Below are 16,376 nucleotides of genomic sequence, written 5' to 3'. Positions count from 1 at the left end.
GTATTTGGTTATCGGCTGGTTATTCAGAATCACTGCCAGTGATTGGTTTCCTCACCGAGTCTCCGGTCATGAAAGTGATCCACTTACCATCTTCGCCGAGCATAGAAGATGTAACAATGATGTGATCGGGCGTTTTGAATTCGTAGGCATCGCGAAACTTTGTGAGCTTCCCTGGTGCCATGAAGTTCGGTCCCTCGGCTTCGAGTGTAAGCTTGCTGCCTGACTCATCGACCGTACCTTCGTAGATCCACATGTGGTTCATCATGGAGTCGACCCACGTGCCAACGTACTTCTTTTTGGAAGCGTCGTATCCGATTGTTTGCAGGCCTTGCATCGAGTCGCCTTGGATCGTACTTTTCATCTCGTTGACGACCCAGAACTCTCCAATCATCCGGGACTTGATAGTTCCGCTGCATTCCATCGGAGGCTGGTCCGGTCCTATTGATCCTTTCGACGTGGTGGTCCACTCGCCTGCAAATTGCTGAAGCCACTGGTGCTCCTTCTCTGGGCCAGGGAATTCAGGCGGCTCCTGAGCTATGGTTAGTGCAGTGACGAGACAGGCTACAATAAGAGCACTTAAGAATGTGATGGCTCGGTACATCTGTTTGGTCCTTTTATTAAGTACGGAATACACAATAGTTCAAGGATAGTCGACTAGTCCGGAGGAAGATCGATGGAGGGTATCGCGGTACTGACGTTCTTGGAAATGTCGGCCAATGGAAACAAGGGGCGGATCTCGGCAGTTCCTCTTCGTGTGCCGGGAATGCGGGCAGCAATCGCTATCGCCTCGTCCAAGTTAGCGACACGGATCAGGAAGTAGCCTCCAAGTTGTTCTTTCGTCTCGGGAAAGGGGCCATCGATTACCTCACGTTGCTGGTTGCGAATTCGTACGCAAACTGCAGTATCTGGCGGTTGCAGCGGTGCTGCTGATACGAATTGACCATGCTCATGCAGTTGATGACAAACATCAACGGACTCAGCCAACGCGGGAGCGTGCTCTTCGGAAGGCCAAGCTCCCTCTTCTGCATACATCAGCAGGATGTAGTCGCGGGATGATTGGCTATCGCTTGCCAGTTGACTGCTATTTCCAGTGGGCAGCGATAACGCATCGGGTAGCGCCAGCAAGGGCCGAATCTCAATCGTTCCTTTGGTAACTGGCGGCAGTCGGCAGGCGATTTCAATCGCATCGGCCAACGTATCGACTTCGATGATATAATAGCCACCAAATTGTTCGGTTGTTTCTGCGTACGGACCGTCGGTAATCTGACGCACACCGTTACGAACGCGCACGCATGTTGCTGTTGTTACCGAATGCAAGGGGGACGAGTCGATCCATTCTCCTTTCGCTGCCAATTCTTCGCTGATTGCCATTGATTGGTGGATGCATTCCGTTCTCTCCTCTTCTGTCCAACAATTCTCGGCTCCGTAGATTAATAGCATGTATCTCATCCCGTCTCTCCTACTCATATCTCAGAGAATCTCTGTGCTATCTAGAGGGGGGTGTTTCTAATCCAGTGTGGAAGTCTAGGAGACAAATGCCTCCCAGCAAACGTTTAGCCCTAATCTATGAATCGCTGTCAACTCGTGTCTTGGGGGATTGCGTTAAGAATATATATCAGGTCTCGAGTGATGCCTTTGATATGTCTTGCCCCAGTGCAAGCCTGAATATTTCTGGTTGTCTCAAGCCGAGTGCAATCCACGCGATGACTCCAATCACGACCGGCACGAAGAATGGTTCTCCAACCCGAACATGAGTCGCTGTTGCTCCTCCCAAATAGGCCGCCAGCATAATGGCCCCCACAAACGCTGTGCGTGGGATGAGATATAGAATCGCGATGGCAACTTCGACAATGCCGATGGTGAACATCACATCTTCGGACCAGCCCATCTTGGAGAACATCTCTGCTTTCCCTTCCCAGTCAGTGAACTTGCCCATCGCGCTTGCCATAACAAGAAAAGCGGCCAGCAGTCCGCTAAGGACCCAGCCCGTTGTCTTGAGCTTTTTCGATTCTTTCATCTTTACTCCGTTTGTTTGTAAAATATGCCTGGGCCCAGCTCAGCGTGAGTCCCTAGAGGGCAGGCTTAGGGTATGTTTGCTTCGACCAGCGAGGCAAGTTGCAGCAGCGATTCTTGCCAGCCGAGGTAGCACATTTCTGCAGGAATGACTTCTGGCAGGCCTTCGTGATAGATTTCTATGGCGGTACCACAGCTTACTGTTTGTAAGCTGATGGTCTTGGTAGTATTGGCACTCCATCCGGGAGCATCGAATGTGTCCGAGATTCTAATGAACTGATCGGGAACTAGTTCAATAAACTTGCTTTCGAACGAGTGGCTGTGCCCTGTTCCGAAGTTGGTAAAGGTCATATGGTAGCTACCACCTTCTCGGGGGTCGATCCGATCGATTCTTCCCAAAAAGCCATGTGGCGGTAGCCATCGGCACAACGCGTCTGGGTCGAGAAACGCCTTGTAAACACGTTCGGCGGGTGCTCGGAGTACGCGGTGAAGACGGACAGCGTTGGATGGATCGGCCACGGCAGCATGCTCCAGATGGGGAATCGACGTTTGAAATAATGCGTATTCTCCCCTTAGTCGAATAGGGATGTGATAGATCGACAGTTCGGCAAAAAAAGTTTGGATAATTATCCGAACACTATCTAGAGCGTATCAGACGCCATGCGTCGTAGTTTCGTTTCCAAGAATCGTCGTTCAGGCTCCTGCTGGGCTAGTTCCAGGGCGCGACGAAAGAAGTCCACCGCTTCGCTCTCGCGCCCGGCCCGACAAAGCAATTCTCCACATGTCGAATGCAAGAGATGGTAGTGCTTGAGATCGCCGCGATCGATAATTCCATTGACGATCGCTAGCCCTGCTTCGGGCCCGTCTCGCATAGCAATAGCCACAGCCCTGTTCAGCTGCACGATCGGTGAAGGGTTGGCTCGCAAGAGAATATCGTACAGAGAGATGATTTGGGACCAATCCGTGTCGGCCGCTGAGGGTGCATCGGCGTGAACTGCCGAGATGGCGGCTTGTATCGTGTATACTCCAAATCGACGTGAAGCAAGCGAGCGATCGATGAGTTGCTTTCCTTCATCAATAAACGGTTGGCTCCAAAGCGTGCGGTCTTGATCCTCCAGTAGAATGATGTCTCCGTTCGTCGATATGCGTGCTGTGCGACGCGATTCATGCAAGAGCATCAAAGCCAATATTCCCAACACTTCCGGGTCGGGAAGTAGCTCCAACATCAGGCGGCCTAGTCGGATGGCTTCGCTGGACAGGTCGGTGCGAGTCAGCGACTGACCTGAGGTGGCGGAATATCCTTCGTTAAAGACAAGGTAGATAACGCTGAGAACTGAGTCGAGGCGTTCGGGAAGATCGGTGATGGAAGGTACAACAAATGGTATCCCCGCATCACGAATCTTCGCTTTGCCACGTACGATACGTTGCGCCATGGCCGACGAACTGGTGAGAAACGCCCTGGCGATCTCCTCGGTGTTCATCCCGCAAACTTCACGTAGGGTCAACGGGATCTGAACTTTCGGGTCGATAGCAGGGTGGCAGCATGTAAAGATAAGGCGTAGGCGATCATCTTCAATCTCCTGATCGTTGATCGCGGCATTAGCCTCTGCGACTTGTTCCAATCGAGCAGCAACGTGGGGAGCCAGTTCATGGAACCGCGAACGCCGGCGAACGGCATCAATCGCTTGGAAACGCCCCGTGGAGATGAGCCACGCCCGCGGGTTCTCTGGCACCCCCTCCAGTTCCCATTGTTGCATCGCGGTGGCAAATGCTTCGTGCATCGCTTCTTCAGCAAGATCGAAGTCACGAAGTAGTCGCACCAACGACGCAAAGACTCGCCGCGATTCTGCGGTATAGATCTCTTGGATCTGTTCTTTCAGGTGTGGCTGTCGATGGATGGACATGGGAAAGATTGTCGCATTCCGTGAGAATAAGAGCAATTATGTCGATTCCTGCTCGGTGCAAGCAGTTCGGTGATTACCCCTTCATAATGCGCTGAAGACTGAACGATCTGAAACTACCATCCACTCGTATTTAGCGAAGCGGCACGCTGTAATCCTCAGTACATCGTAATACACGGAATACGTCACCAGATGACGCCCGAGATATCCCAGGTGCCGAGCCCAGAGAAACAAACTCGACCCTGCGGGGAACTGCGGTATTGGACGGAGTAGTGAACTGCAGGATGGGGAAGCCGTTTTAGGACGCCAAATCCGGCTTGTATTCTGCCTGTTTTGGGGACGCCTACGCGGTCCAGATCCTGCTATAGTAATTGTCAAAGCAAGTACCGCCGAGTTGCCGAAAGGGGCTTGGAGGAGAGGGGCGGTGCTCAACAATCACTATTGTTTAGGATATATTTACAGGCGTCGGCCGCTCACCCTGTTTTCCCTTGCCAGCGGAAACGTTGCGTTGAAGAGTCTGTGTATAGCGGCCAATCGTTGTCGGGAGTAAGCACGAAGTCTTATGCCGTGCTTGTTCCTCCGATATTTACATACGCCATTTCACCAGTAGCTGTGAGTTTACCTGATGCGATATTCCGCCATTTGCTTCATTTGCGTCTTGAACTTGCTGCTGTCTGTAAGAATCGGGTTCGCCGAACCGATTGAAGAGCAGCTTGCCCTGGCAGGCGAGAATGTTGGGCAGCTGAAGAAGGCCCTCAGCGAAGTACCCGAGGACCAACGGCGTGGTATGGAGTTTTTGATTGCCAACATGCCCGAACGCGACTTGCAGGCGTTATCTTCAGAGTTCCTGTTGGAGAACGTCTCGCTAGCCTATCGCGCTTGGCGCGAGGCCCCTTGGCATTCGCAAGTCGACGAAGCGTTGTTTCTGAATAACATCTTGCCTTACGCCAGCATCAACGAACGCCGCGATCGTTGGCGGGCGGATTTCTACGAGAAGCTTCGGCCTCTGGTGAAAGACGCAAAATCGCCCGGCGAGGCGGCGGCCATTCTCAACAACGAGATCTTTAAGATGTTTAACGTTCGGTATTCCACGAAGCGAGCGAAGGCCGACCAGAGCCCGCTGGAAACGATGGAATCGGGCCTAGCCTCCTGCACCGGATTAAGTGTGCTGCTAATCGACGCCTGTCGAGCGGTAGGAGTACCAGCTCGTTTTGTGGGAACGCCCTTGTGGAGCGACGGTAGCGGTAACCACTCGTGGGTAGAAGTGTGGGACGACGGGTGGCATTTTACCGGGGCCGCCGAACCTGCGGAGATGGAGCTTGATAAAGGTTGGTTCGTTGATCGAGCCGGTCGTGCGGTACGGGACACTCCGAGGTATGCCATCTACGCGACGAGCTTCAAGCGAACTCCGCTGAACTTTCCTTGCATATGGAACCGCCGTATTGACTACGTTCACGCCTTAAATGTCACCGACCGTTACACCGCTGGTAAATCTGAATTGCCGGATGGCCACGCCTACGCACGGTTTCAAGTCAAAGGGACAAGCGGTGACCGTGTCGCCTGCAAGATCCAACTGCGTGATGCGGAAGGAAAAGTCTGTTTCGAAGGCACAACGCGCGACGAACGATTCGATGGCAACGATCACCTCACTGCGGTGCTCGCAAAGGGAGAAGAGTTCACGGCCACCGTGCAGCATGATGGCCGCGAACTGACTCAGCAGGTGACGATTGGCGAGGACGAGCAACTGTTTACGCTTGACCTTGGGGCAAGCGACGCCGAGTAGGAGACCATCAGAACCGATAATCTGTTTGCCGAGCTCAAAGCATTCCTGCTTTGCTAGACGTAGCAATGCGGTGATATCTCCGACTATGCGTCATCTCTCCGCCAGCGAAAAAAGCGGCAGACGCAAGCCCCGATAGCGCACCGTGGAGAGTCGTGGTTCTCACAGAATGGTAACTAGAACGCTCGTGATTCGCAGGGCCTGATGGCTTGGTTCTGACCAACCTTGCGATTCGGTCATCAAAAGACAAAGACTCGAAGCGGCTCAGCCGACCTCGAGTCTTTGCCATTTTACAGGTTGTGAGTAAGTCGAGTGGTATGTCGATAGTGACAGCAAGTGTTCGACGAGTTACTGGCCTTGCCCCCCTCGTTGTGTGCAACACGCGGTGGGTGCAAGGAACCCTAGGGACGCCGCGCCCGTGCTGCCCACAGGGCGCAGCACCCTAGAGATAATAGAACAATGCTGCCTGGCTCTGGCACAGGGGCCACGAACGAACCAACGATGTTGTCCAAGATGGCCACGCCTGAGGTGCGGTAGGCGGAGAAGTCTTGTGGCATTGCGAAGTAGACACGATCGCCGCCGAGCACGTTTCCGCTTCCGGTCATTTGACCAGCTTGCCAGGAGGCGATGAAAACGTTCTGGAAATCAACGTTGTTCCGCACGCCAATCGCGATTCCATCGCCCATCACGGATCCTCCATCAGGCAGATCGGAGTCGGCCGAGGGATTGTACTTGCTCAAACCCGAAATCGGTGGCGATCCTGGTCCACCGTCCAGGTGATCGTCGTGTGTGGGAACTCCCGCAAAGTAGGGGTGAACCTCCGTGGTGCCGGGAGGAGCGGAAATATCAAAGGCATAGTCCTCTTGCATGTTGCCGGTGTCCACATAGCTCCAACGACTGTTTCGAGTGATCCAGCCGTTCCCCAAAATCACCGGAACTTGCACGGAATCCCAGGCAGCCACTTCTTCAGGGTTGCTCGCATAGTTCCCACTGTTAGTATTGCGACTTACGATTACCAGGTCGGCCTGGTTAAGTGCGTCGACGTCGGATGCGATAGTATCCAGTGAATCGTAAGCCGCAGTTGTTACCGTATGCCCCAGAGTATTCTGCAGGTGGGCAATGAGGTCGCCGTCTCTGGCGGCGTCTTGTGTCGCCAGCACGATCGTGCCAGCAACTGTCGACCGGCTGATGCCGATCGACAGGCTCGCAATGGCGAGTAACAGATAGAAGGTGGTTTTCATTAGTCGCTACATCCCAGATCTGATGAACCATAGTGAAAAGAGTGAATACAAGTCAACTTCTTGTCCGACAGTTTCTTGCTTCCTACGCAAACGTTCGCAGTGCCTTTAGCCGCGCTTTGTGCGACCGATCACCGTGAGAGCTAGCGATGCCAGAGCCAGCAGAGCCATGGCTTGGGGTTCAGGCACAACGCTGTTACCAATGACTCCCTGCACAGCGCCGGCAGTGGCACCAAAGTTGCTTTTCCATATTTCGTAGTCGCCAGCGTCGACAACATTATTGCCGTTGCCAGCATTGTTGATGACATCCTCGTTAGCGGTGCCTAGGTTATCTCGCCATAAGGTATAATCGCCGAGGTTGACGATGCCATCGCCGTTGAAGTCGCCAGGTTGGTCGATCAAGGGCTCCACGTCGCCAACACGAATCACTGCATTGGCGACCCGAATAGCCGCATCTCGATCCGAGTTAGCGACCAATAAGGCTAGGTCGGCTGTAGGATCGATAGTTGCAACATCCGGGAAGATCGTTCCGAGCAAGAGTCGCTGCCCTGGACCGAGCACTCGCCTGCTGTCGGGATTTACTTCGGCCAGTTGTGTGCCGGCGTCTACCAGTGTTTGGTTGGCGACTTGCCAGGCACTGCCGAGCTCGTCCCAACCAGCAGCATTCAGGGCGCCGGCCACTGAGGTGAGCTGATACGAATCGAAAGGTACTGTGTAGCGAGAATCGTTTCGCAGTTCGGCCATGCCATCATCGGGATCGATTGTCAGCACGAGGTTGTTGTAGAAGTCGCTTTCGAGTTCTACGATTCCCTGAAGCGTCTCACCATCGGTGGTGTTGTAGGTAAAGGTCAGATCGTTGCCCGGGCGGGTGCCAAACGGCAAGCTATTGATCTCGCCTTGATAAGGAGTGCCAAGCGACACCTCTGCACTCTGCGATACCGTCAGCCCACCAGCGGAGGATTTTAGCTGCGCTAACTGAGAGGACGAGACATTTGCTTGATTCCAGCCACTTGCGGTCGGCAAAGGAGTCCAAGCACCAGCACTGGGATCCAGCCATTCAGCATTGGACGTTATTTGGTAGCCGTTGATCGACACACCACCTGCCGTTCCTGAGATGATCGAAAGTTCGCCATTCTCAGGATTGACGCGCAAACGTAGTGTTTCGGCAAGTTCTACTTGACCTCGCTGGCGGCCGCTGCCGGTATCGACCGTTTTCAGACGGAACGTCTGCCAGGCTGGCAATTCATCGATACCGGTCGCTTGGATAGTATTGATGTTCGACTCAATAAAGTCGGCTTCAAACAGATCCCAGGTATCGCCGACCGAGGCCGACTGCCCTGCGTTGAAGTTCATGGTAATCTGCCCACCCAAGGCGGCTCCACCGGTGACCTGCATCAATGGCACGCCCGAAGCAGTCACGCTAGGAGAGTAGTTACTATACTGGCCGAGCACGAGCGTTCCCGCACTGATGGTGACAGCAGTACTGGTGAGTGTGGTAGTGCCATTCAGATGGGCGATTCTCGTGGCGGTAATGTTACCACCCGAGAGATTTACCGTGCTTCCGATGTGCCCGATGAGCTCGACACTAGTAAGAGTTCCGCCTGAAACATTCAGAGTGCCGGAACCGGCAAGACCGACATCGATACGGCCGGTTGTGCCTGATTGAGCTTGTACGTCAAGGCTACCGCCCTGCATGTTGAGCGTGCCCGCGCTATCGGCAACATCGCCAAGAATCAGACCTCCGGGCGAGTAGGGGGTGGAGTTAAGGGTGGCAATTCCCGTGAGCTGGGTTTCGCTACCGATCACGGCGATATCGCCAGGCAAAAATCCTGGCACACCGAGATCCCAGTTGCTGTCCTGATTATAGGAGCCGTTGTCTGGCCCGATCCAGTAGATGGGAGTCTGGGCGAAGCTGGAAACTTGTTGTAAGGCCAACAATAGTGCCCCGAGAACTAACGCTCTCGGGCGGATTGGAATGGTTGTTAACATGGTCTTTTGGGCTGTAGTCGAAGGAGGCAGAGGGAACAGTAAGCAGATCAACAATAGGGGAATGGTTGGTTCACCCCTTATGCTTGACACTTCCCCAGCGACGAGCCACCATGCCGATCATGCCCAAGAGGAACAGCGACATCGCACCTGGCTCTGGTACAGCAGACCATGAGGCTTGCGCTGCGAGTGCCGGACCGGCCGCATTTTTCCATTGATTGAAGTCAGCAAAGTTTACGGTGCCATCGGCATTCAAGTCTCCAACGCTACGCATCGTAGCGGCATTGCCGAAGTTGTCGCGAATCAAATTAAAGTCATCGAGGGTGACCTGGCCATCAAGATTCACATCGCCATTGAGCACCGGGAACTCTTGGCTCAGGATGTTGTTGAGGATAGGCAGACCACTATTCCGGAAATTCACCAAGTCTTCAGGAAGAGCATAGAAGTAGCGATTGCCTCCGAGGGTGTTACCGCTACCAGTTACACTACCTGCTTCGTAGCTTGCGATGATGATATTAGGAGTCGTTGGGTTGTTTCGCACCCCAATGATTTCTCCTGATCCAAGCAATGTCGTGCCATCAGGGATATCGGCGCTCGAAGTCCAGTCGTATTTTGCGATTCCCGAGATCGGGGGGCTAGAAATCAAGTCCCCCATATCCACGTCGAGATTAGAGAACAGAGGATGGGTTTCTGTCGTGCCGATAGGGTCTGAAATGTCTCCATTGTAGTCGACCTGGATCGCATCGGTGTCAACCCACATCCAGCGGCTTGTTCGAGAGATATAGGAATTGCCAAGTAGTACTGGAACAGTAAGACTATCCCATGCAGCCACTTCAGTAGCATTCGTTGCGTAATTTCCACTGTTGGTGTTACGCGTGATGATCACCATATCGGCAGCATTCAGTGCATCGACGTCGCTCTGAGTAACATCGAGTTCCGCGTAGGCGCCGACGGTTACAGAGTGTCCCAAGTAGTTTTGCAGGTAGTCGACCAACGGTTGGTCGCGAGCGGATTCCGATGTCACCACGACGAAATTAGCCGCCTGGCAAAAGGAAGATATCGCGAAGATAGCAAGGGTTAGTAATGCGAAGGGAGTCGGTCGCATGATAGGGTCCTTTGAAAAGAGGTTCTAAAGCTGAATCGTTAAGGGAGTCTGTGTCGTGCGGTGTTGGTGGTCAATTCTTGCGGTTGTCTTCCACAAAGGGTTTACCACCGTCCCAAGAGAGTTCGATGTCCGAAGCAGTACCGTCAGGACGGATCTCAACGGTTACTCCTCCATCGAACGTGGAGTACTTCTTCGGAGCATGCCATTTGTTATGCCACCCATCGATCGATTCCACCGCGGTAATCATCGCTTTGTGGGTACCTGGCATCGTGCCATCGTTGTCGTCGTAAGTCATTAGGGTGTACTCTCCTGCTTCATTGAGTTCACCATAAGCGGGACGCGAGCCCTCTGGCACCACTTGCACACGGCCGTGTTGCAAGGGTTGGCCATCGATCAATACACGTCCCGAGACTGGAACGCGTCCTCCTTCGTCGGAGCAACCAAGTTGCACCGCCAGAAAGAAAGCAAACAGGAAATGGGCAATACGCACCGCCATGGCACCACCTAATCAACAATAGAAACGAGTATCACTAGAAGTTGTCGGACGCTCCTCGGTCTAGCGAGCCAGGTTCAATGGCTCTTGCTTACCGTAGTCGCCAGCAATCGTCGAAAGGGCCTGATACACATCCAGGCCAATCTCTTCGGCGATGAACTCGACGTGGCCGTCGCCAAAACCGAAGTTACCGCCGCCAGGATGGAAGCTGCGAAAAGCACCATTCGTGATATATCCAGTCGAAAACCAGCTGCTGGTAGCGGCCAGATCCAATTCCGCGGGAGTGTTTAGCGGATAGCAAGTCGTACGCATCGAGTCGATATACCGCGATGCAATGATCCATCGATTGCGACCACTAAGCTGGTCGCCCCCCGAGGCTTCGCCGACGAAAAACGTGTTGCTCAAGCCATCGGTGATTTGCTTTAAGGCACGTTGTCTACCGGTGTACTGGAACGCGCCCGTGTTGTTCCACTTTACGTTGCCACCCCGCGAGGAATAATCGGCAGTATCTGCGGGCCCTTTGGTACCCATCGTCATCGCGTAGCTACCTGTGGCAAAAGTTACGTTGGGCCCTAAATGGGTATAGAGCGGCAGCGCTTCGTCGCTGGGGCAGCGATAAACATCAACGGTGGTCTGTAGTAACTGGATGTTTTGTGGTTCACGGAACCACATGCGAGCGTACATCCGGTCTTCTTCTGGATTGAACCGGAGGGTTTCCTCCGGAAATGGGGGAGTCGTAACCAGTTGATTGAAGAGTGCTTCCTGCTCGAGATTCGGTAGAATAGCAAAGAAGCCGCTGATGGAGACTTCGGCATTGTTCAAGCTGGCATCGCAAGCATTTGCCGGTTGATTCGCACTGCCACTATCGCAACCCAATCGCGCTGGAGGAAGCTTGCCTCGCTGGTCGGCATACTGCAGGAAAGCGAGCACGTGCTGTTTCTCTTTGTTCACACACTCCGCCCGGCGGGCAGCTTCGCGAGCTGCCTGCACGGCGGGTAGCAGAAGTGCTACGAGAATGCCAATGATGGCAATCACTACCAATAGTTCCACCAGGGTGAACGCGGTGCGTCTAGTACCGACTTTTACTAAGTGATGGTGAAGAAACCTCATCCTGTGCCTGCCTGTTGCGTGGTGGATCAACTATTCCGATTTGCGGTCCAAGCCTTGGGAAGTCGCTGATCGAAGCGAGAGAGATGTACCCACAAAGTGGGCTGCTTGACGGTGGCTACGAATCTCGTCGACCGACAATGCGTGGTCGTAAACAGCGAGTTCGTCAATCTGTCCATAAAACGAACGTTCAAAGCGGGTGTCCGATATCTGCCCGATCACTGCACTCAGATTGCCAGGCAGGTTAGTATCATCCTCAGCTTGGCTAACGAGCTCTCCATTAAGATAAACGCAGAGCTTCTTGCCTTGCTTTACACAAGTTACGTGTTGCCATTCGCGAATCGTATAGTCTCGATCGGAGAAGCTGGAAGTTCCCCCTACACAATCCGCGGGACTGCGATGCACCGAACGAATCCTTCGCGGTTGCATGAGGCCAACTTTACCCGAGAAGCCTCCCAGCTCGATCAATAGTCCATGCTGTGAAACGGGGTTATCGTTCCAAGTGGTCATCATCTCTCGGCGCCCCATCTCGGGGACCAGGAAGGTAAAGATCGTTGCGGTATGGAAGTGACTGGGATTTACCCAAAACTCGATGGAGTAATCACCGGGTAGCGCCGAAGTGATTGGTTTGGTAGTGCAGAGGAATCGCTGGTGTCCCGCGTTTTCGTCGAGCGGAAAGCTCAGGAAGCGGTTGCCGGTAAGCCCATCGATGCAAACGTCGCCATAGACTCGTAGGGCATAGTTATCCTGCACGGTGTTCTCAATGAGCCCACCAATGATTTGCTCGAATCGCCAGTAGGCGATCGGTTTAGCGGCCAGCACCTGTTCGATGTAGTCATTTGTAACAACAAGCTGACCACCTTTTCGGAACTCCGAAGCATCGAACATGCCCCGGTTGGCAGCACCTTCGGTGAGCTTAATATAGTTCGCGTCGGTCACGCCCATCGAAATCGAGGTTCCTTCCGGCACCACGTAGGCCCCATCGGAGCGAACGTCGGCATCGGCGGCCATATTCCACAGGCTTTCTACGCTAGCGACCCCACGAAATACATGCACTTCGCACAGTCCACCGAACGCGAGCACTCCGACTTCCGAACCTGGCATCAAATTTACTTCTGCGTAGGGAAGGTCTACCACCAAGGGTTTAGACGCGCTGGTCACATTCACCAGCATCTGCCCGTGACGCAAGGCAGGTAACGCTTCGGAAGTAACGACGATGCCTGCGGGGCCCTCTATTTGGATGCTTGCTTCCCAGTTGTCAGCCACTACTGCAAATGTTGCAAACCCCTCTAGCAATTCCAGCGACTCCCCCCGTTCGACATTGCCGGGATTGAATACTTTGGAGTCCCCGGTAGCGTTGCCCCACACACATCGGGAGGCTTTCGTAAGATGCACGCGAAGATCTCTGGCTTGCAACGGTATCGCTGACGTTTGCCAGTTACGAGCTTCTTCGGCCGCCGAGGGGCCATTAGAACGTGCAAGTCTCTCGCCGGTATTGGCCCAATTGTTTCTGCCGGCGGTGTAACCAACCACTCCGACAACCAGCAGCAACGAAACTGCCAAATAGTAGGGATATTTGCCGATGAGAGTCCGGCATTTGTGTTGCCAGGACGTGTGGGGTGCAGGCTTAACTGTATCGGCCGAGCTCTCATCCTCGCACGCAGCACAGGAGTCAACGTGCAGGTTCATCCCACTGCTTGATTGCAGAACTTGCCGCAAGTCGACATCGAGCATCCACGCCCGGGCGTAGAGTTCCCGAGCCTCGCTATCGTGCTCGAGCAGCCACTGGAGTCGCATCAATTGACTATCGTCGGCCCGTCCGGTCATGGCCAACTCAAGCAATAGGAAGAGTTCGTCTTGATCCTTGTAATTATCCATCGGCCATTCCTCGCGAAAGCATCGAGGAAATGCAAGACTGCAGCGACTTACGCAGACGCGCGAGGACCATTACCATGGCCGCTTCTGACTTTCGCTCTTGCTTCGCCAGGTCGCGGATGGAGACACTATCGGAGTAGCGAAGCCGGAGTACCCGTCGCTGCTTATCGGCCAATTTGCTCAGGCAATGCAGCAGACCTTCCATGCGTTCGGACGGAGGCTGCTTGATGTCGAGTGTGGCGTACGTTTCGGCCATTAGTTGCATGACGGAGTCATCGAAAAACACGCGTTGACGACCCGATTGCCGTTGGAATTGTTTGATTTTGTTGTGGGCAATTGCCAGAGCCCAGTTGACGAAATTGGTTCCCTCTTCAAACTCATCGAACTTATTCCACATCACGATGGTTGACTGCTGGTACACATCTTCCGCGTCCGCAATGTTGTGCAGCATCGAATAGATGAAGCAAAACACACGGTTTCGGCTCTCCGTGACCATTCGGGAGAATTCCGCGATTCTGTCTTTTTCCAAGCCACTCATTGGTTGATTAAGTGCAAGCAGGCACTGTTTCCATTTGCGAAGTGTTCGCAAGGTGAGAAAAGTTACCGCCCTGGCAACGCCAGCAGATGCTGGTTCTCGTACAGACTTATCGCTGGTCGCTAGCGATTGATAACGCGAAAACTTTAAGAAACGCGAAATCTCCGTTCGAGCGTTCGGCTACAAATGCCGACATGACGACAACGTTCTCTTGTTCTCACCTTGCCTTGTTTTCCAAGCCATGCTCTCCCTGTTGGAGTTCAGGCCGATGCGTCGCAAGAATCGGTGTCGCCATGGGGGAGAAGCAGCTGATCACAGTCTGACATTTGTGGTTGACAAAACCCAGGGTACCGCCCAGCAGTGGCAATTTACTTGGGGGGAAAGTTGGCAGAGACGACTTCGGTTAGATAGGTGCTCCCCACTGGCCAGGATGGGAGACACGTAGCACTCTCCACAGCGGGATAGGCGGGCGAAACATTTTGGCATATGGCCCACTTTTTGCTAGGAATTGGCCACAGGATGTGTTCTAATGAACAGGTGTTGTTTGGCTGTCGGCTATTAGCTATCGGCTGTTGGAGTTTTTAGTGATTGGAGGTTTGGGAGATGTGAATGCTTGTTTGAATGGCAGACTAATAGCGACGCGCAGGCGAAGGGTTGCTTGTGCGGGCGTTCGCTGCTGCGCGCGTGGGTATGATCTTGATGGGGCTGCGTCGCTGGAAGCTCCTGGTCCCATCCTACGGCCTCTTCCAACTTCCAACTTCCAACCCAAATATTTTCCCACCGATGGGAATCTATTTTGGGCAACTATCGCGGAGGTGTTGATGCAACTTATTTTCTACCAACGACTTGCGATTGATTCCCACCGCGAAAATAGATTCCCATCCGATGCGTTTTGGGAAATGGGAATCTATTCGAGGGCGAAAACCACTATTTTTGTAGAGTGGGTGCGGATTCAATTTTCCCATCGGTGGGTAAATTGGGAATCTATTGCCCAGCGTTGGGAATCTATTTGCCGAGCGATGGGAATCTATTTCGCCCAGGCGAGGAGCTTGGTTGTGGAATGGGGGCGACTGGCAAGCGGCAAGCAAAGCAAGTCAAAGGAATACCGAACACCGACTCGTGTTCAACCGACTTTTACGATGCCGAGACGAGTGAGAAAGCAAAGATGGGCTTGGGCGGGGCAAAAGGGAGCCGTTCGGAGTTCGCTGGTTCGATCATTCACTGCGGCGAATCTGGATCTTCGTGTCGGTAGTCACCTGATCGCGAAAGGAGCACGGATAGAATCCGTTGCTTTGCGATTGCACTATCGCATTATCTCCGACGGGGACGTCCTGTTCGGAGTAGTTGAGAATCGGCGCTATCAAATACATTCGAGCGACGTACGGCGAGGACCTGCCTTTCGTGATTGGTCAGTTGTCGGCCAACCAAACCGGAACCCGTGGTTCGGAACTAGATCGAGAGCGGATTCGCACCTAAAACCTCAACGGACAAAGCACTTTATTGGGAGTTGTGCTTGGCTGTCTCCCTAACATTGGTTCTGCTACCAGGTTGAGTAGCTGGGGCAGGGGAGTAAAGCTGAGAAATGGAGAACAACTCCGTTGCAGAGTCGGCTAGGTTTTGTGCATAATGCACTGCATGAGCACCGTAGGCGACCCACTTCATCGTTCGGCAATTCGGCACTATGTTGTCGACGGATTGCTATTGGAGGTCTTCCGGCGCGATTTGCCCGCTGGATCGCGGCTGATTGTGCAGCAATTGACTTCGAAGTTTGGAGTTAGCTCTACGCCAGTTCGCGAAGCACTGGTGGAGCTGGAGTCGATCGGCATCGTTGAGTTTGTGCACAATCGAGGGGTGATGGTCCGTCCGTTCGGGCCGCGGCAGCTTCGCGAGATCTACCAACTACGAAAGATCCTAGAGATCGAAGCCGCCCGCGGAGCGAGTGGACATATTGATCTGCACGAACTCTCGGAGCTAGACGACCAGTTTGCCGAGCTGCAGAAGTGTCCTATTTCGCAGAAAGAGCAGAAAGACTGGTCGGAACGCGAGATGGCCAGCGATCGTCACCTGCACGAACTGGTAGCCACGCACTGCGGCAACAGCCGACTATCCGAAGAGCTGCGTCGCTACAATCGATTGATGCAAGTGATTCGCGATATCGTCGGAAATCAGCGACAAGCTCAAGAGTTGGCGATCGACGAGCATCGTAAGATCGTCCGCGCCCTGGCCGACGACAATGTGGAACAAGCGGCCGCTGCCATGGCCGAGCACATCGATCGCACCGCGAAGTCAGCAGAGCACGTCTTCTTTGGCGACGAACAGGCGTAGTGGTCCCCACGCAATCGC

14 protein-coding genes are annotated in these 16,376 nt (G+C 53.7%); 2 read left to right on the top strand and 12 right to left on the bottom strand.

Features of this window, described 5'->3' with window-relative positions:
• Positions 1–19 precede the first annotated feature (19 nt).
• From Pan181_RS13685 to Pan181_RS13665, 5 genes are all read right to left on the bottom strand, one after another.
• Complete coding sequence (locus tag Pan181_RS13685; RefSeq protein ID WP_145247354.1) at positions 20–601, bottom strand: DUF1579 domain-containing protein; 582 nt, start codon at positions 599–601, stop codon at positions 20–22.
• 53 nt (positions 602–654) lie between these two features.
• Positions 655–1,449: a YciI family protein gene (locus Pan181_RS13680; protein ID WP_145247353.1), complete on the bottom strand. Its 795-nt coding sequence runs from the start codon at positions 1,447–1,449 to the stop codon at positions 655–657.
• A gap of 166 nt (positions 1,450–1,615) precedes the next feature.
• Positions 1,616–2,017 carry a DoxX family protein gene (locus tag Pan181_RS13675; protein WP_145247352.1) on the bottom strand — a complete coding sequence of 134 codons (402 nt, stop codon included), beginning with the start codon at positions 2,015–2,017 and terminating at the stop codon, positions 1,616–1,618.
• A 65-nt stretch (positions 2,018–2,082) separates the two neighbouring features.
• Positions 2,083–2,532: an SRPBCC family protein gene (locus Pan181_RS13670; protein WP_145247351.1), complete on the bottom strand. Its 450-nt coding sequence runs from the start codon at positions 2,530–2,532 to the stop codon at positions 2,083–2,085.
• Between the two features lie 122 nt (positions 2,533–2,654).
• The gene (locus Pan181_RS13665; protein ID WP_145247350.1) at positions 2,655–3,917 is read right to left on the bottom strand and encodes an RNA polymerase sigma factor; all 1,263 of its coding nucleotides are present in this window, start codon (positions 3,915–3,917) and stop codon (positions 2,655–2,657) included.
• 622 nt (positions 3,918–4,539) lie between these two features.
• On the opposite strand from Pan181_RS13665, the gene Pan181_RS13660 reads away from it, so the two are divergent.
• The gene (locus Pan181_RS13660) at positions 4,540–5,697 is read left to right on the top strand and encodes a transglutaminase-like domain-containing protein (RefSeq protein WP_145247349.1); all 1,158 of its coding nucleotides are present in this window, start codon (positions 4,540–4,542) and stop codon (positions 5,695–5,697) included.
• A 398-nt stretch (positions 5,698–6,095) separates the two neighbouring features.
• Here Pan181_RS13660 and Pan181_RS13655 read toward each other — a convergent pair whose 3' ends face one another.
• From Pan181_RS13655 to Pan181_RS13625, 7 genes are all read right to left on the bottom strand, one after another.
• Complete coding sequence (locus Pan181_RS13655) at positions 6,096–6,935, bottom strand: PEP-CTERM sorting domain-containing protein (RefSeq protein WP_145247348.1); 840 nt, start codon at positions 6,933–6,935, stop codon at positions 6,096–6,098.
• A 105-nt stretch (positions 6,936–7,040) separates the two neighbouring features.
• Positions 7,041–8,867, bottom strand: a complete 1,827-nt coding sequence (locus tag Pan181_RS13650) for a hypothetical protein (RefSeq protein ID WP_145247347.1) — start codon at positions 8,865–8,867, stop codon at positions 7,041–7,043.
• 124 nt (positions 8,868–8,991) lie between these two features.
• Positions 8,992–10,023, bottom strand: coding sequence for a PEP-CTERM sorting domain-containing protein (locus Pan181_RS13645; protein ID WP_145247346.1), 1,032 nt, complete (start codon positions 10,021–10,023; stop codon positions 8,992–8,994).
• Positions 10,024–10,093: 70 nt separating this feature from the next.
• On the bottom strand, positions 10,094–10,519 hold the full coding sequence (locus tag Pan181_RS13640) for a DUF4198 domain-containing protein (RefSeq protein WP_145247345.1): 426 nt from the start codon (positions 10,517–10,519) through the stop codon (positions 10,094–10,096).
• A gap of 60 nt (positions 10,520–10,579) precedes the next feature.
• A complete protein-coding gene (locus Pan181_RS13635; RefSeq protein ID WP_145252211.1) occupies positions 10,580–11,626 on the bottom strand; it encodes a DUF1559 family PulG-like putative transporter in 1,047 nt (348 codons plus the stop codon).
• Between the two features lie 30 nt (positions 11,627–11,656).
• Positions 11,657–13,501, bottom strand: a complete 1,845-nt coding sequence (locus tag Pan181_RS13630; RefSeq protein ID WP_145247344.1) for a LamG domain-containing protein — start codon at positions 13,499–13,501, stop codon at positions 11,657–11,659.
• Positions 13,494–13,994, bottom strand: coding sequence for a sigma-70 family RNA polymerase sigma factor (locus tag Pan181_RS13625; protein ID WP_261342228.1), 501 nt, complete (start codon positions 13,992–13,994; stop codon positions 13,494–13,496). Before Pan181_RS13625 ends, Pan181_RS13630 begins: the two co-directional genes overlap by 8 nt.
• Positions 13,995–15,668: 1,674 nt before the next feature.
• On the opposite strand from Pan181_RS13625, the gene Pan181_RS13620 reads away from it, so the two are divergent.
• Positions 15,669–16,358, top strand: a complete 690-nt coding sequence (locus Pan181_RS13620) for a GntR family transcriptional regulator (protein ID WP_197528329.1) — start codon at positions 15,669–15,671, stop codon at positions 16,356–16,358.
• Positions 16,359–16,376: the final 18 nt, after the last annotated feature.

Source organism: Aeoliella mucimassa, assembly GCF_007748035.1.
Classification (GTDB): Bacteria; Planctomycetota; Planctomycetia; order Pirellulales; family Lacipirellulaceae; genus Aeoliella; species Aeoliella mucimassa.
Note: the sequence above shows the minus strand (reverse complement) of the source record. Positions and strands in the feature narration are given on the sequence as shown.

Coding starts and splice junctions, on each gene's coding strand:
- Pan181_RS13685 (WP_145247354.1), bottom strand. CDS start 601: ATGTACCGAGCCATCACATTCTTAAGTGCTCTTATTGTAGCCTGTCTC.
- Pan181_RS13680 (WP_145247353.1), bottom strand. CDS start 1,449: ATGAGATACATGCTATTAATCTACGGAGCCGAGAATTGTTGGACAGAA.
- Pan181_RS13675 (WP_145247352.1), bottom strand. CDS start 2,017: ATGAAAGAATCGAAAAAGCTCAAGACAACGGGCTGGGTCCTTAGCGGA.
- Pan181_RS13665 (WP_145247350.1), bottom strand. CDS start 3,917: ATGTCCATCCATCGACAGCCACACCTGAAAGAACAGATCCAAGAGATC.
- Pan181_RS13660 (WP_145247349.1), top strand. CDS start 4,540: ATGCGATATTCCGCCATTTGCTTCATTTGCGTCTTGAACTTGCTGCTG.
- Pan181_RS13655 (WP_145247348.1), bottom strand. CDS start 6,935: ATGAAAACCACCTTCTATCTGTTACTCGCCATTGCGAGCCTGTCGATC.
- Pan181_RS13645 (WP_145247346.1), bottom strand. CDS start 10,023: ATGCGACCGACTCCCTTCGCATTACTAACCCTTGCTATCTTCGCGATA.
- Pan181_RS13640 (WP_145247345.1), bottom strand. CDS start 10,519: ATGGCGGTGCGTATTGCCCATTTCCTGTTTGCTTTCTTTCTGGCGGTG.
- Pan181_RS13635 (WP_145252211.1), bottom strand. CDS start 11,626: ATGAGGTTTCTTCACCATCACTTAGTAAAAGTCGGTACTAGACGCACC.
- Pan181_RS13630 (WP_145247344.1), bottom strand. CDS start 13,501: ATGGATAATTACAAGGATCAAGACGAACTCTTCCTATTGCTTGAGTTG.
- Pan181_RS13625 (WP_261342228.1), bottom strand. CDS start 13,994: ATGGTCACGGAGAGCCGAAACCGTGTGTTTTGCTTCATCTATTCGATG.
- Pan181_RS13620 (WP_197528329.1), top strand. CDS start 15,669: ATGAGCACCGTAGGCGACCCACTTCATCGTTCGGCAATTCGGCACTAT.